Raw genomic sequence first — 14404 nt, 5'->3', positions numbered from 1 at the left:
CCGGCCCCGCAACTGGCTGCCGACGCCGCCGGCGGTCACGTCGGACGAGGATCGGGAACGTGCATCTCAAGACCCTGACGGTGCGGGGCTTCAAGTCCTTCGCCTCCGCGACGACCCTGAAGCTGGAGCCGGGCATCACCTGTGTGGTGGGCCCCAACGGCTCCGGCAAGTCGAACGTCGTCGACGCCATCGCCTGGGTGCTCGGCGAGCACAGTGCCAAAGCCCTGCGGGGCGGCAAGATGGAGGACGTCATCTTCGCCGGCACCGCCGGTCGGGCACCGCTCGGCCGGGCCGAGGTGACCCTCACCATCGACAACACCGACGGCGCGCTGCCGATCGACTACACCGAGGTGTCGATCACCCGGCGAATGTTCCGCTCCGGTGAGAGCGAATACGAGATCAATGGCAACACCTGCCGATTGTTGGACATCCAGGAACTGCTTTCCGACTCCGGCATCGGCCGGGAGATGCACGTCATCGTCGGCCAGGGACAGCTCGACGCCGTACTGCACGCCAAACCGGAGGACCGTCGGGCGTTCGTAGAAGAGGCTGCCGGCGTACTCAAGCATCGCAAGCGCAAGGAAAAGGCGCTGCGCAAGCTCGACGCGATGCAGACCAACCTGAACCGGTTGACCGACCTGACCGCGGAACTGCGCCGCCAGCTCAAACCGCTGGGCCGGCAGGCGGAGGTGGCCCGGCGGGCCGCCGTGATCCAGGCCAACCTGCGCGACGCCCGGCTGCGGCTGCTCGCCGACGACCTGCACACCCTGCGTTCCACCCTCGACAAGGAGATCGCCGACGAGACCGCGCTGCGGGAGCGACGGACGATCGTCGAGCAGGAGCACACCGAGGTGCAGCACCGGTTGGCCGAACTGGAGGCCGCGCTCGCCGAGGACGCGCCGCTGCTGGCCTCGGCCCAGGACACCTGGTACAAGCTCTCCGCACTCCAGGAACGGTTCCGCTCCACCGAGCAGCTTGCCCGGGAACGGCTGCGTCACCTGAGCGCCACGCCGGACGACGAACGCCCCGGGCGGGACCCCGAGCAACTGGCGGCCGAGGCCGAGCAGATCCGGGAACAGGAGGAGGAACTGCGGGAGGCGCTCACCGACGACCAGGTACGCCTGGCCGAGGCGGTGGAGGGCCGTCAGCAGCTCGAACGGCAGCTCGCCGAGGCCGAACGGGCCCTCGTCACCGCCGCGAAGGCGATCGCCGACCGTCGGGAAGGGCTGGCGAAACTGACCGGTCAGGTCAACTCGGCGCGGGCCCGTACCGGCTCGGCGGCCGAGGAGATCTCCCGGCTGGCGGCCGCGCACGCCGACGCCCTGGCCCGAGCCGAGAAGGCCCAGGCGGAGGTGGACGCGGTCGCCGAACAGTCCAGCGAGGCCGACCGGGACAACGCCGACCTCGACGCCCGGCACGCCGAGGCGGTCGCCGCGCACGAGGCCGCCTCGGCGACCGTACGGGCGTTGTCCGATGCCGAGCGCACGGCGGAGAAGGATGCCGCGACGTGGAAGGCCCGGGAGGACGCCCTGGCCATGGGGCTGCGCCGCAAGGACGGCGCGGGTGCCCTGCTGGCCCGGGCGGACCAGGTGCCCGGCCTGCTCGGCGGCCTGGCCGGGCTGCTCACCGTCGCCCCCGGCCACGAGGCGGCGCTGGCCGCTGCGCTCGGGACCCTGGCGGACGCGGTCGCGGTCAGCGGCATCGACGAAGCAGCCGAGGCGATGCGGCTGCTGAAGATCCAGGACGCGGGTCGGGCCAGCCTGTTGGTCGGCGGCCCAGCCGGACCGGGCATGGAAGGATCCGCCGACAGCCTGCGACCCGCCCTGCCAGACGGCGCGCGATGGGCACCGGACCTGGTCGGCTGCCCCGACGAGATCCGTCCGGCGGTGCACCGGGCACTGCGGGACGTCGTACTCGTCAAGGATCTTGAAGCGGCGACCCGGCTGGTCGCCGACAACCAGGAACTGCGCGCGGTGACCCCTGACGGGGACGTGGTCGGGGCCTACGCGGCGGCCGGCGGCTCGGCCAAGGCACCCAGCTTCATCGAGGTACAGGCGGCGGTCGAGGAGGCCCGGACCAACCGGATCGCCGCCGAGGAGACCATCGCCGAGCTGCGCGAACAGCTCGCCGAGGCGCGCGCCGAGGTGACCGCTCGCAAGGAGGAGGTCAGCGCCGCGGCGGCGGTGAAACGGGAGGCCGAGGGGCAGCGCAACGCCGCTGCCCGCCGGCTGGCCGAACTGGGCGCCGCCGCCCGGTCGGCGAAGGGCGAGACCGATCGGCTCGCCGAGTCCCAGGCCCGCGCCGAAGCCGCCCGCGACCGGGACCTGGCCGGCCTGGCCGAGCTGGAGGAGCGGCTGCGGCTGGCCGAGGCGACCCCGATCGACGAGGAACCCTCCACCGCCGAGCGCGACGAACTGGCCGCCTACCTGCCGGCGGCTCGGCAGAACGAGATGGAGGTCCGGCTCGCGGTCCGCACCGCCGAGGAGCGGGTCGCCGCCATCGCCGGCCGGGCCGACTCGCTGCTGCGGCAGGCCAACGCCGAGCGGGCCGCCCGGGAACGAGCCGCTGCCCGCCGGGCCGCCCGGGCCCGGGGGGCGAACATCGCCCGCGCCGTCGAGACCGGGGCCCGGGAGGCGCTGACCCGGCTGGTGGTCTCACTCGCCACCGCCGAGCAGGTACGCGACGAGGTGGCGCAGGCCCGGGCTGCCCGCGAGGCCGAGTTGCAGGAGGTACGCGGCGCGGCCAAGCGGCTCGGTGCGGAACTGGACCGGCTGACCAGCGCCGTACACCGGGACGAGGTGGCCCGCGCCGAGCAGCGGATGCGCATCGAGCAGCTGGAGGTCAAGGCCGCCGAGGACTTCGCCCTGGACGTGGAGACACTGCTCACCGAGTACGGCCCACAGCAGCTCGTGCCGCCGACGGAGGCGGACATCGCCGCCGCCGAGCGGGATGGCGTACCGGTGCCGAAGCCGGTGCCGTTCGAGCGCCCGGTGCAGGAGAAGCGGGCCGCCAAGGCGGAACGGGAACTGGCCCTGCTGGGCAAGGTGAACCCGCTGGCGCTGGAGGAGTTCGCCGCGCTGGAGGAGCGCTACAAGTTCCTCTCCGAGCAACTCGAAGACCTGAAGGCTACCCGGCGTGACCTGCTCACCGTGGTCAGGGACGTGGATGACCGGATCCTGGAGGTCTTCGCCAGCGCGTTCGCCGACACCGCCCGGGAGTTCGAGCAGGTCTTCACCGTGCTCTTCCCCGGTGGCGAGGGCCGGTTGGTGCTGACCGACCCGGAGAACCTGCTCACTACCGGGATCGAGGTGGAGGCCCGACCGCCGGGCAAGAAGATCAGACGGCTGTCGCTGCTCTCCGGCGGCGAGCGGTCGCTGACCGCGGTGGCGATGCTGGTGGCGATCTTCCGAGCCCGGCCCAGCCCGTTCTACATCATGGACGAGGTGGAGGCGGCGCTCGACGACGTCAACCTCGGCCGGCTGATCACGCTCTTCGCCCAGTTGCGCGAAAAGAGCCAGCTGATCATCATCACTCACCAGAAACGCACGATGGAGGTGGCGGACGCGTTGTATGGCGTGACCATGCGCAGCGGCGTCACCGAGGTGATCAGCCAGCGGCTGTCCCGCGAGGAGGAGGACTGATGGCCCGGCAACGCCCGACGGCGCTGCTCATCGACCTGGACGGGGTGCTGCGGCAATGGGACCCGGAGGTCCGTGCCGTGGTTGAGCGGAAGTATGGCCTGACCCCCGGAACGGTCCTCGACACCGCCATGCGATGGTCGCTGCTGCAACCGGCGGTCAGCGGCCAGGTGCGCCACGCGGACTGGATGGCCAGTGTGGCCGACGCCCTGACCGAGACGGTCGGTGGAGCCGACCGGGCCCGCGCGCTGGTGGACGAGTGCGAGATCGACCGGGGCGCGGTGGACGCCGAGGTGCTGGCCTTCGTCCGGGCGGTACGCGCCAACGGCGTCCGGGTCGGGCTGGCCACCAACGCCACCGACGCCCTCGATGCCGACCTGGTCGCACTCGACCTGGTCGACGAGGTCGACGTGGTGGTCAACTCCTCGGTACTCGGCGTGCACAAGCCGACCAAGGACTACTTCCAGCAGGCGTGCCTGGCCGTGGAAACCCCGCCGCAGCGGGTGCTCTTCGTCGACGACGACGATCGGGCGGTACGGGGTGCCCGGGTTGCCGGGCTGTCCGCGTACCGGTGGAGTGGCCCGCAGGGCCTGTCGTACCTGCGGGCCGCATTGGCCGCCTGAGGGTGTTGCCGGCCGGCTGACCGGTTAGTCGTCGTGTGACGTACCGCCCGGTCGGCCGTGCTTGGCGGGCTGGCCGGTCAGCAGTGTTGACCGGTCAGTCGCCGGTGACGCCGTCGATGCGTTCCCGGATCAGGTCGGCGTGGCCGTTGTGCCGCGCGTACTCCTCGATCATGTGGATGTAGACCCAGCGCAGGCTCATCTCGTTGCTGGTGCCGTCGGGGCGTCGCCGCAGGAGCGTCTCGTCCAGTCCGCGGCCCACGACCGCCGCCCGGCACGCGTCGAGCTCGGCGTGGAAAGCGGCGAAGTCGGCCTCGGCGTCGGCCTCGGCCACATCGTCGAAGTCGCCATCGACGTTGGTCGGCGAGCAGTAGAGGTCGTCGAGTTGTTGGCCGGCGAAGCAGCGGCGGAACCACCACCGTTCGACCTCGGCCAGGTGGCGGACCAGGCCGAGCAGGGTCATCCCCGACGGCTCGACGCTGGCGATCTTGAGTTGTTCGGCGGTGAGACCGGCGCACTTGAGCAGCAGGGTCTGCCGGTGGAATTCCAGCCAACCCTCCAGCATGGTGCGCTCGTCACCGAGATAGGGCTCGGTTGCCCGGTTCACTTCAGGGGCGGTCCATGTCATCGGGCCATCATGGCAGGGAAGATCATCCGGGGCGGCGGGATTATTCGGCGGTCGCGTCATGCTGCTGCCTTGGTGCTGATTGGTTGACAGTGCGCTATCGGGCGTCGTCGTTGAACTGGTGCAGCAGTCGGGCGAACTCGGCCCGATCGCCCGGCGACCATTCCCGCAGGATCTGCTGCAACTGTGCGGTACGGGCCTTGCGGGCGTTGTTGAACCGGCGGTGTCCCTCGTCGGTCAGGTCCAGCCGGAAGGCCCGACCGTCCACCGGATCGGCCTGCCGTTGGAGTAGCCCCATCGTTTCCAGGGCGGAGATCTGTCGGCTCAGGTTGCCCTTGCTCATGCGCATCTCGGTGGCCAGGTCGGTGAGCCGGGCCGGTCCGCAGCGACGAAGCCAGACCAGCAGCCCGTACGCGGTCGGCTCCAGCTCCGGATGGACCTCCCGGGCGATCTCCCCGGAGGTGGCCCGCCCCCGGCGAAGCAGGACGGCCAACTCGTGCTCCACTGCCGAGAGGCTGTCATCGTCCACCGGCCGTCTCCTTCACGGGCAGTTCACCGGTCGCCTCGTTCCCGTGCAGGTGGCCTCGGTCCGCCGTCGGATCCGGTGCGTCGGTCAGCACCCGCTGGGCGATGGTACGCAGCCGGCCGTCCTTGTCGGTGCCCTCGATGAGCACCTCGGCCACGGCGTTCCGATGCACCAGGGTGCCCACCGCGTTGCCGAAGTACGGCCCGGCGAGTTTGCGCCAGCGTACGGTCTCCCGACGCAGGCCAGCCGATCGGGCCAGGGCCCGGGTCGCCCCGGTCGGGCCACGCCACCAGCCCAGTCGCATCAGCGGCCGCATCGCGGCGGGCACCTGGTTGTGGATCGGGGAACAGGTCAACTGGTGCACCGGGGTGAGCACCGGGTCGGTGAACCGGGCTCGGGCCACGTACGAATGGTGCACGTCACCGGAGAGCACACTGATCGATGCCGGTGCGGCGTACGCCGGTCCCGCTCCGACTTGGTTGCCCGCTCCGACTTGATCGCCGGTCCCGACTTGATCGCCGGCTCCGATCCGGGCGAAGAGTGCCGCCAGCGCCTCGAAGGACCGATGGAAGGCGGCCCAGTGTTCCAGGTCCAGACCGCGCCGCACCCGCTCGGAGAGCCAGGCCACCCAGCGGTGGGACGAGTCGGCGAGCCGTTCGTTCCACGCCTCAAGGTGGTGGATGCCGGGCGGCAGTAACCAGGGCAGCGACGACCCGACCACCAGGTGGTCGTAGTGGCCGTGTGCCTGGTCGGTGAACCACGCCCATTCGCCGGGGGGCAGCATCGCCCGTTGCCCCGGTTCGAGGACCCGGCTGCACCGGTTGTCCAGCACCACCAGTCGGGTGCGGCCGAGGTCCAGGGCGTAGCTCCACTGGTACTGCGCGGCCCGCCAACGTTCGGTGTCGTGCGCCACGTCCGACTCGGTGTCGACCCGCCGACCGAACTCGGTCAGTATCTCGGTGGCGTCCTCGACGGCGGTGACCTCGCGGTATACCGGGTCGGCCGCGACCTCGTCCGGGCTGAGGTTGCCGAGGTGCTGATAGACCCAGTACGACGCCAGCCCGGCGGTGATCCGTTCCCGCCACCAGGGGTAGTCCCGCGCGTCCGAGCGCCAGGAGGCCGAGGTGTTCCAGTCGTCGATGATCTCGTGGTCGTCGAAGATCATCACGCTGGGCAGGGTGGAGAGCAGCCAACGGATCTCCGGGTCGCGCCACGACTCCAGATAGAGCTTGGTGTACTCGTCGTAACTGACCACCTGATCGGCCGGGGCCCCCTGGGGGCGGCGACGCCGCCGCTTGAGCAGGTGCCGCACCGTCGGCGAGGTCTCGTCGGCGTAGACCTGGTCGCCGAGGAGGACCAGCAGGTCGGGCAGGCCGGCGGCGGGATCGTCCGCGGCCATCAGCCGCCGGGCGTACGCGTCCAGCGCGTCCGGGGGCAGCCGGCGAGCGGTCGCGTGCTGGGTGGTCTCCCGGCACGAGCCGAACAGCAGCTTCACCGGCTGATCGGTGTCGTCGGCGGCCCGGGTCCGGATCACGCTCGGCGGGAAGTCGGCCTCCGGCTGCGGCCAGACCAGCTCGTCGTCGACGTACACCTGGTACGGCGTCGCACTGTCCGGCTCCAGCCCATCCACCATGACCAGGGCGTAGTGGTGGTCGTACGCGCTGAAGGTGGGTGCCTCACCACGGGCGCCGGTGCGGGTCTCCACCCGGACCACGGCGGGGGCGCTGGTCTCCACCCAGATGGTGGCTCGGGTGCCCACGACCCGACGCAACAGCGGACCGATGAGTAGTCGAGAGCTGGACATGCCGGAACCTCCAGAGGCGGGGGGTTCATCCTTCCTACCCTGTCGGTGGCCACGCCAGCCGCGGGTATCGGCTAGTTCACTGGGCTGGGCGGGTGCGCCGGCTGGGCCGCCCGAGCCGCCATCTGTCAGGATTTGCCGCATGGACTACCTCGTCGTCGCGCTGATCCTGCTGGGCGTGCTGGTGCTCGGCACCATCGGCCTGATGGTGCCCCGACTCCGACGCCGACCGGCCCCACCCGAGCCAGCGCAGACCCGGCCCCCGGTGGTGGTCGAGGAACCGCCGCCGACCGAGGTGGCTGCCCCGACCGACGTCGTCGTACCGCCGGTCGAGATCGAGCCCGAGGTCGAGGTGGCACCGCCCACCGAGGTCGAGGTGCCGGCACCTGTCCTGGAGACACCGGAACCGACCGCCGGTCGACTGATCCGACTGCGGGCCCGGCTGTCCCGGTCGCAGAACGTCTTCGGCAAGGGGCTGCTCAGCCTGCTCTCCCGGGACCGGCTCGATGAGGACGTGTGGGAGGAGATCGAGGACAGCCTGATCACTGCCGATGTCGGCATCGAGGCGACCCACGAGATTGTCGACCGGCTGCGGGAGCGGACCCGGGTGCTTGGCACGCGTACCGCCACCGAGCTGCGGGCGCTGCTCGCCGCCGAGTTGGTCAACGCCCTCGACCCGAGCTTGGACCGGTCGCTGAAGACCACCACGCGCGAGGGTGCCCCGACTGTGGTGCTGGTGGTGGGCGTCAACGGTGCTGGCAAGACCACCACCTGCGGCAAGGTCGCCCGGGTGCTGATCGCCGACGGGCGCAGCGTGGTGCTCGGTGCCGCCGACACCTTCCGCGCCGCCGCCGCCGACCAGCTCGCCACCTGGGGCAGCCGAGTCGGGGCCGAGGTGGTCCGGGGACCGGAGGCGGCGGATCCGGCCAGCGTGGCATTCGACGCGGTCCGCCGGGGTATCGACGTCGGCGTGGACACGGTACTCATCGACACCGCCGGCCGGTTGCAGAACAAGATCGGCCTGATGGACGAGCTGGGCAAGGTCAAGCGGGTGGTGGAGAAGCACGGCCCGGTCGACGAGACCCTGCTGGTGCTCGACGCCACCACCGGGCAGAACGGCCTGGAGCAGGCCCGGGTCTTCACCGAGGTGGTCGACGTCACCGGTGTCGTGCTGACCAAGCTGGATGGCACCGCCAAGGGCGGCATCGTGATCGCCGTACAGCGCAAGCTGGGCATTCCGGTCAAGCTGGTCGGACTGGGCGAGGGGCCGGACGATCTTGCTCCGTTCGAGCCGACACAGTTCGTCGACGCGTTGCTCGGCACCGAACCACTTGGCGCGGACGCGTAGCCTGGAGTGATCATCGTGAGCCGGTGTCGCCGATCGGGGGACCGTACGTGACCGCACAGGAGATCCCGCTGCACGGCGGGAACGTCAGCACCGTCGTACGGGTTGGCGACACGGTCCGGCGCAACGTCGGCCCGTGGACCCCGTCGGTGCACGCCCTGCTGCGCCATCTGGAGTACGTCGGGTTCACCGGCTCGCCCCGCGCCCTGGGCATGGACGAGCGCAACCGCGAGGTGCTGTCGTACCTGGAGGGGGAGTGCGGGGAATATCCGCTCGCCCCGCACTGGGTCACCGACGAGGCACTGGTCACCGTGGCGACCATGCTGCGCATGTTCCACGACGCGCAGTACGGTTTCACCCCGGCGCCCAACGCGGTGTGGCGCTCGTTCGGGCCGCCGCCCCCGGACACCGAGGTGATCTGCCACCACGACGCCGCCCCACACAACGTGATCTGGCGGCCGGACGGCACCCTCGCCCTGATCGACTTCGACCTGGCCTCACCGGGGTCACGGATCTACGACGTGGCCTACGCCGCCTGGACCTGGGTGCCGCTCTTCTCCGACCGGGACTCCTACACGCTGGGCTGGAAGCGGCCCAACCGGCCGCGCCGGCTGCGGATGTTCGCCGACGCGTACGGGCTGATCCCGCGTGACCGGCACCGGCTGGTCCGGACCATCCGCAAACGGATCGTCGACCACATCGAGGGGATCCGGCGGATGGCGGCGGCCGGTGAACCGGCCTTCGTCCGGATCGTGCACAAGGGGCACCTACGTCGGCCGATGCGGGACCTGCGGCTGCTCGACTACGAGCGGCACACCCTGGAGTACGCGCTGCGCTAGGCCCACCGTCGGGCAGCGGTCGGGTAACCGATCTCCCGCACGTCAGCCGTCAGATCGCTGAGTTGCACATCCGGGTTCAGCGTCGAGACGATCTCCTCGGTGAGTGGCTTCAGGCCATAGACGTGCGCAATGGCGTCCAGCTCCAGCGGTCTTGCTGAGCCAAAATGCCGCTGGTACGCCTCCGGGGTGCCGGCGATGAGCATCGTGAAGAGCTCGTTCGCGCCGTCGGCATCCTCCTCGTCCTTCTGCTCCTCGTCCTTCGGCATCGTCACGTCCCCGGTGTGCCAGGCGTCAGCGGACACCAGCCGCCAGAAACACACCGTCGCCCGGGGAGTCCCGTCCGACTCGCAGAAGGCGGACGCTCGCAGGAGCGGCTGGAACGCCTCAGGCACGGTGTCGATGAGCCCGGGCCACACCGTCAGCGGGCTGGACCGCCACGGCGACATCCGTGACTCGTGGGCGAACCCGCGAGCAAAGGCCCCGGCCGGGGAGAAGACGATGGAGTAGTCATCCCCACAGCCGTTCCGCATCGAGGCCACCTCCTCGCCCCGGCCCCAGGCCCGGTCGAAGGCGAATGTGCGTAGCCACTCCTGAGGCTCCAGGATCGCGTCCAGCATCGCCAACGCACGACAGCGATCGCGAAGGGTGGCAATGTCGGGCAGTTGACGGATCACCTCGTGAACGGTCACGAGCGGATTGAAGCAACCACCGCTGACACTCTCGTGAAGGAAGGAAAAGGGTTCCGACGAGTAACCACCGCTGCAGTTGTCACACGTCGGAAACAAGCTGTGACCAGTTGGAAACCGGTGCGTGCCCCCTGGCGAAACAGGCGCGCAGGAAGCTTCCGCGCAACCGGCGTACGGGCAGCGCTGCCTCGGTGGGCCGGGAAGGAGGGAACCCCCGACTCTAGGAGGCCAGCGTGCCTGAAGCACCGACGATCGACACCGGCAACACCGCGTGGTTGCTGGTGTCGAGCGCCCTCGTGCTGCTCATGACACCGGGTCTGGCGCTGTTCTACGGCGGCCTGAACCGGTCCAAGGGCGTTCTCAACATGATGATGATGAGCTTCTCCTCGATAGGGCTCATTTCGATCCTCTGGCTCTTCTACGGCTTCAGCGTCGCCTTCGGCGACGACGTCAACGGCGTCTGGGGCAATCTGGGCCAGTACCTCGGCACCAAGACGTTCCTGGCCGAGACCGACCTGTGGGGCGAGACCGGCATCCCGCTCTACGTCTTCATGGCCTTCCAGATGATGTTCGCGATCATCACGGTTGCGCTGATCAGCGGCTCGATCTCCGACCGGGCCAAGTTCTCCGGCTGGCTGCTGTTCGCCTTCGGGTGGGCAACGCTGGTCTACTTCCCGGTCGCCCACATGGTCTGGGGCGGTGGCTTCATCGGCGCGGATATCGGCGCGCTGGACTTCGCCGGCGGTACCGCCGTACACATCAACGCCGGAGCGGCGGCGCTCGCCCTGGCTCTGGTGCTCGGCAAGCGGGTCGGCTGGCCCCGGGAGGGCATGAAGCCGCACAACGTACCGATGGTGGCGCTGGGCACCGGTCTGCTCTGGTTCGGCTGGTTCGGCTTCAACGCCGGTTCGGAACTGACCGTCGACGCGATCACCGGTATCGCCTTCCTCAACACCCAGGTCTGTACCGCCGCCGCCATCCTCGGCTGGATCGTCGTGGAGTGGCTGCGTAACGGCAAGCCGACCCTGGTCGGTGCCTCCTCCGGGGCGGTCGCCGGCCTGGTGGCGATCACGCCCGCCTGCGCCTTCGTCGCCCCCTGGGCCGCGGTCCTGCTCGGTCTGATCGCCGGTGCGGTCTGCGCGTTGGCCGTCGGACTGAAGTACCGGCTCGGCTTCGACGACTCGCTCGACGTGGTCGGCGTGCACTTCGTCGGCGGCTGGATCGGCTGCCTGTGGATCGGACTCTTCGGTACCAGCCAGATCAGCTCGCTGGTGGCGAACGAGGGCCTGTTCTACGGCGGTGGGGTCACCCAACTGGGTGCCCAGGCGCTCAGTGCCCTGATCGTCTCGGTCCTCTCCTTCGTGATCGCCTACGCGCTGGGCTTCGCCATCGAGAAGACCATCGGTTTCCGGGTCAAGGAGGAGGCCGAGGTCGACGGCATCGACATCGCCGAGCACGCCGAGAGCGGCTACGACCTTTCGCCGGCCGGCGGTGGTGGTGGTGGCGGTGGCGCGTTTGCCCTGGCCGGAATCGGTACGCCGAGCAGCAAGCCGGCCGCGGCAGTCGAGGAAGCGGAGCCAGCCAAGCCAGTCAGCGAGAAGGTCGCTGGTTAACGTCTATCCATGGAGGGACTGGACATGAAACTGGTGACCGCGGTCATCAAACCGCACCAGCTCGACGGGGTGAAGGAGGGGCTACAGGCCCTCGGGGTCGCCGGCCTGACCGTCAGCGAGGTGCAGGGGTACGGACGGCAGAAGGGGCACACCGAGGTGTACCGGGGTGCCGAGTACACGGTGGAGTTCCTGCCCAAGATCCGGGTAGAGGTGCTGACCGACGAGATCGACGTCGACAAGGTGGTCGACGCGATCGTCACGGCGGCGCGTACCGGCAAGATCGGTGACGGCAAGGTGTGGGTGACCGCCGTGGAGGACGTGGTGCGCGTCCGTACCGGCGAGCACGGCCTCGACGCTCTCTGATTCCCATGCCCGCCTCGTTGATCAAGAGATTGGCGTCAGCCGGAACCGGTCCGGATGACCTAAATCTCTTGATCAACGAGGCGGGCCTCCTGAACGACGAGGCGGGGCGGATCGGCGAGGCGGGGCGGGCCGGGCGGGCGGTGGTGTGGGAGCGCTGGTTGGCCGGGCTGTTTCCCGCCGACCGGGCCGGGGTGGCACTGGTTGCGGTCGGTGGGCTGGGGCGGCGGGAATGCGCCCCCCATGGGGACCTTGATTTGGTGCTGCTGCATGCCGGGGTGCCCGGGATCGACGAACTTGCTGCCGCCCTCTGGTATCCGATCTGGGACGCCCGGATCGGCCTGGACCACTCGGTACGCACCATCGAAGAGGCACTGTCGGTGGCCGGGGACGACGTCAAAGTCGCGACCGGGCTGCTCGACGCCCGACACCTGGCCGGCGACCCCGAACTCTCCACCCGGCTGATCACCGCCGCCGGGGAGCAGTGGCGACGTACCGCCGTCCGGCGGCTGCCCGAACTGCGCGAGGTGACCGCCGCCCGCTGGGAGGCCCACGGCGAACTCTCCTTCCTGCTCGAAGGCGACCTCAAAGAGGCCGCCGGCGGGTTACGCGACGTCGGACTGCTGCGCGCCATCGGGTACGCCAGGATCAGCGATGCCCTGCGCCCCGCCGTACGGGCCGCACACCGGCGACTGCTCGACACCCGGGACGCCCTGCACATCGCCACCGGACGCCGGGTCGACCGGCTGATCGCCGAGGAACGGGCTGCCGTTGCGGCCCTGCTCGGTCTGGACGATCCGGACACGCTGCTGCGTCGGGTGGCCGGCGATGCCCGTACCGTCAGCCACGCCCTGACCGACGCGTGGCGGGCCGCCGACCGGCTGCGGTCCGGGTCCCGGGCACGTCGGGGCGCCGACGGTCGGCCGGTACGCCGCCCCGTCGCCCGGGACGTGGTCGAACACGACGGGGAACTGGTGTTGGCGCGTACCGCCATCGGGGCCCGCCCCGACCCGAGCCTGTCGCTGCGGGTCGCCGCCGCCGCAGCCAGCACCCGGCTGCCGATCGCCCGGGCCACCTGCGAATGGCTGGCCGCCTACTGCCCGCCGCTGCCGAACCCGTGGCCGCCGGCCGCCCGATCCGCGCTGGTCACCCTGCTCGGTGCCGGCCCCGGCCTGCCCCCCACCTGGGAGACCTGCGACCGGTACGGCCTGGTCGACGGCTGGCTGCCGGAGTGGCCCCGGATGCGCAGCCTGCCGCAGCACAACCCGGTACACCGGTTCACCCTCGACTGGCACCTGGTGCAGAGCGCCACGAAGGCCAGGGCGTACACCCGAGAGGTGGCCCGGCCCGACCTGCTGCTGCTCACCGCCCTGCTGCACGACGTCGGCAAAGGGCTCGACGGTGACCACAGCGTCGTCGGCGCACCGATCGCGGCACAGATCGCCACCCGGATCGGTCTGCCCCCGACCGAGGTGGCGCTGGTCGAGAAACTGGTCCGGCTGCACCTGCTGCTGCCCGAGGTGGCCACCCGACGCGACCTCGGCGACCCGGTGACCGTCGCCAGCGTGGCCGAGGCGGTCGGCGATGTCGACACCCTCGACCTGCTGTACGCGCTGACCCGGGCCGACGCCCGCGCCACCGGGCCAGCCGCCTGGTCGGGCTGGAAGGGACGACTCGTCGCCGAACTCGTCGACCGGGTACGCACCACGCTGGACACCGGGACACCGCCCGCGCCGGCCGTACCCGATCCGGCGCTGGTGGCCGGGGCGCTGCCGGTCGTACACCTGGGGGATGGTCGGGTGGCGGTGGCCGCGACCGACCGGCAGGGCCTGCTCGCCACGGTCGCCGGCTGTCTGACCCTGCACCGGCTCGACGTGCTCGCCGCCGACGCGGCCACCATCGACGGCCGGGCACTGGTCGAGTTTCGGGTGCAGCCACGCTACGGCAGCCCGCCCGATCCTGTGGCGCTCACCGCAGACCTCCGTCGGGCGGTGACCGGCGACGTGTCGGTGCTCGCCCGACTGCGTCGCCGTACGCCAGCCGACGGCGCTGCCGGGGCGGACCCGCGAGTGGTGTGGCACCGGGACGCGGCCACCGACGCGGTGCTGTTGGAGCTGCGTGCCGCCGATGCCCCCGGGCTGCTGCACCGGGTGTGCGCGGCGCTGGACGAGGCGGGCACGCTGGTCCGGGCCGCTCGCATCGCCACCCTCGGCGGCGACGTCGTGGACACCTTCTACCTCGTCGGCACATGGCCCACCGACGACGAGCGCACCCGCCTGGAATCCGCCGTCCTCACCGCTGCGGGGTAAGGAAGGGCCCCTTGTTATCGCTTTTTGCATAGGAAGGGGCCC

Annotated in this window: 11 protein-coding genes; 7 read left to right on the top strand and 4 right to left on the bottom strand. The window is 70.6% G+C overall.

From position 1 onward, the window contains the following. Positions 1-59 precede the first annotated feature (59 nt). Positions 60-3641, top strand: coding sequence for a chromosome segregation protein SMC (gene smc / locus ACWDV4_RS15770; protein ID WP_449978967.1), 3582 nt, complete (start codon positions 60-62; stop codon positions 3639-3641). After that, entirely contained in the window at positions 3641-4261 is a 621-nt protein-coding gene (locus ACWDV4_RS15765; protein ID WP_449978964.1) for an HAD-IA family hydrolase, read from the top strand. Before smc ends, ACWDV4_RS15765 begins: the two co-directional genes overlap by 1 nt. Positions 4262-4355: 94 nt before the next feature. Here the strand turns inward: ACWDV4_RS15765 and ACWDV4_RS15760 are convergent, their stop codons facing one another. From ACWDV4_RS15760 to ACWDV4_RS15750, 3 genes are all read right to left on the bottom strand, one after another. Beyond that, on the bottom strand, positions 4356-4886 hold the full coding sequence (locus ACWDV4_RS15760) for a DinB family protein (protein WP_449978962.1): 531 nt from the start codon (positions 4884-4886) through the stop codon (positions 4356-4358). 94 nt (positions 4887-4980) lie between these two features. Beyond that, positions 4981-5412 carry a MarR family winged helix-turn-helix transcriptional regulator gene (locus ACWDV4_RS15755; protein ID WP_449978959.1) on the bottom strand — a complete coding sequence of 144 codons (432 nt, stop codon included), beginning with the start codon at positions 5410-5412 and terminating at the stop codon, positions 4981-4983. Beyond that, a complete protein-coding gene (locus tag ACWDV4_RS15750; RefSeq protein ID WP_449978956.1) occupies positions 5402-7213 on the bottom strand; it encodes an alkaline phosphatase D family protein in 1812 nt (603 codons plus the stop codon). The genes ACWDV4_RS15755 and ACWDV4_RS15750 overlap by 11 nt, the downstream gene beginning before the upstream one ends. Positions 7214-7352: 139 nt before the next feature. Here ACWDV4_RS15750 and ftsY point away from each other — a divergent pair, with 139 nt between their 5' ends. Next, positions 7353-8558 carry a signal recognition particle-docking protein FtsY gene (gene ftsY / locus ACWDV4_RS15745; RefSeq protein WP_449978953.1) on the top strand — a complete coding sequence of 402 codons (1206 nt, stop codon included), beginning with the start codon at positions 7353-7355 and terminating at the stop codon, positions 8556-8558. Positions 8559-8581: 23 nt separating this feature from the next. Further along, positions 8582-9394 (top strand): phosphotransferase, encoded by an 813-nt coding sequence (locus ACWDV4_RS15740; RefSeq protein WP_184533570.1) that lies wholly within the window; start codon positions 8582-8584, stop codon positions 9392-9394. On the opposite strand, the gene ACWDV4_RS15735 is transcribed toward ACWDV4_RS15740, so the two are convergent. After that, positions 9391-10083 (bottom strand): hypothetical protein, encoded by a 693-nt coding sequence (locus tag ACWDV4_RS15735; protein WP_449978950.1) that lies wholly within the window; start codon positions 10081-10083, stop codon positions 9391-9393. The genes ACWDV4_RS15740 and ACWDV4_RS15735 overlap by 4 nt on opposite strands. Before the next feature lie 230 nt (positions 10084-10313). On the opposite strand from ACWDV4_RS15735, the gene ACWDV4_RS15730 reads away from it, so the two are divergent. The 3 genes from ACWDV4_RS15730 to ACWDV4_RS15720 are packed head-to-tail and all read left to right on the top strand — an operon-like array spanning position 10314 to position 14362. Continuing rightward, a complete protein-coding gene (locus ACWDV4_RS15730; protein ID WP_449978947.1) occupies positions 10314-11693 on the top strand; it encodes an ammonium transporter in 1380 nt (459 codons plus the stop codon). Between the two features lie 24 nt (positions 11694-11717). After that, the gene (locus ACWDV4_RS15725) at positions 11718-12056 is read left to right on the top strand and encodes a P-II family nitrogen regulator (RefSeq protein ID WP_449979176.1); all 339 of its coding nucleotides are present in this window, start codon (positions 11718-11720) and stop codon (positions 12054-12056) included. 5 nt (positions 12057-12061) lie between these two features. Next, entirely contained in the window at positions 12062-14362 is a 2301-nt protein-coding gene (locus ACWDV4_RS15720; RefSeq protein WP_449978945.1) for a [protein-PII] uridylyltransferase, read from the top strand. The last annotated feature ends 42 nt before the right edge of the window (positions 14363-14404 follow it).

It is taken from the genome of Micromonospora sp. NPDC003197 (assembly GCF_053590565.1).
Note: the sequence above shows the minus strand (reverse complement) of the source record. Positions and strands in the feature narration are given on the sequence as shown.

What these genes read in the sequence shown, in the direction of transcription:
- ACWDV4_RS15765 (WP_449978964.1), top strand. Translation starts at nt 3,641, where the DNA reads ATGGCCCGGCAACGCCCGACGGCGCTGCTCATCGACCTGGACGGGGTG.
- ACWDV4_RS15760 (WP_449978962.1), bottom strand. Translation starts at nt 4,886, where the DNA reads ATGACATGGACCGCCCCTGAAGTGAACCGGGCAACCGAGCCCTATCTC.
- ACWDV4_RS15750 (WP_449978956.1), bottom strand. Translation starts at nt 7,213, where the DNA reads ATGTCCAGCTCTCGACTACTCATCGGTCCGCTGTTGCGTCGGGTCGTG.
- ftsY (WP_449978953.1), top strand. Translation starts at nt 7,353, where the DNA reads ATGGACTACCTCGTCGTCGCGCTGATCCTGCTGGGCGTGCTGGTGCTC.
- ACWDV4_RS15725 (WP_449979176.1), top strand. Translation starts at nt 11,718, where the DNA reads ATGAAACTGGTGACCGCGGTCATCAAACCGCACCAGCTCGACGGGGTG.
- ACWDV4_RS15720 (WP_449978945.1), top strand. Translation starts at nt 12,062, where the DNA reads ATGCCCGCCTCGTTGATCAAGAGATTGGCGTCAGCCGGAACCGGTCCG.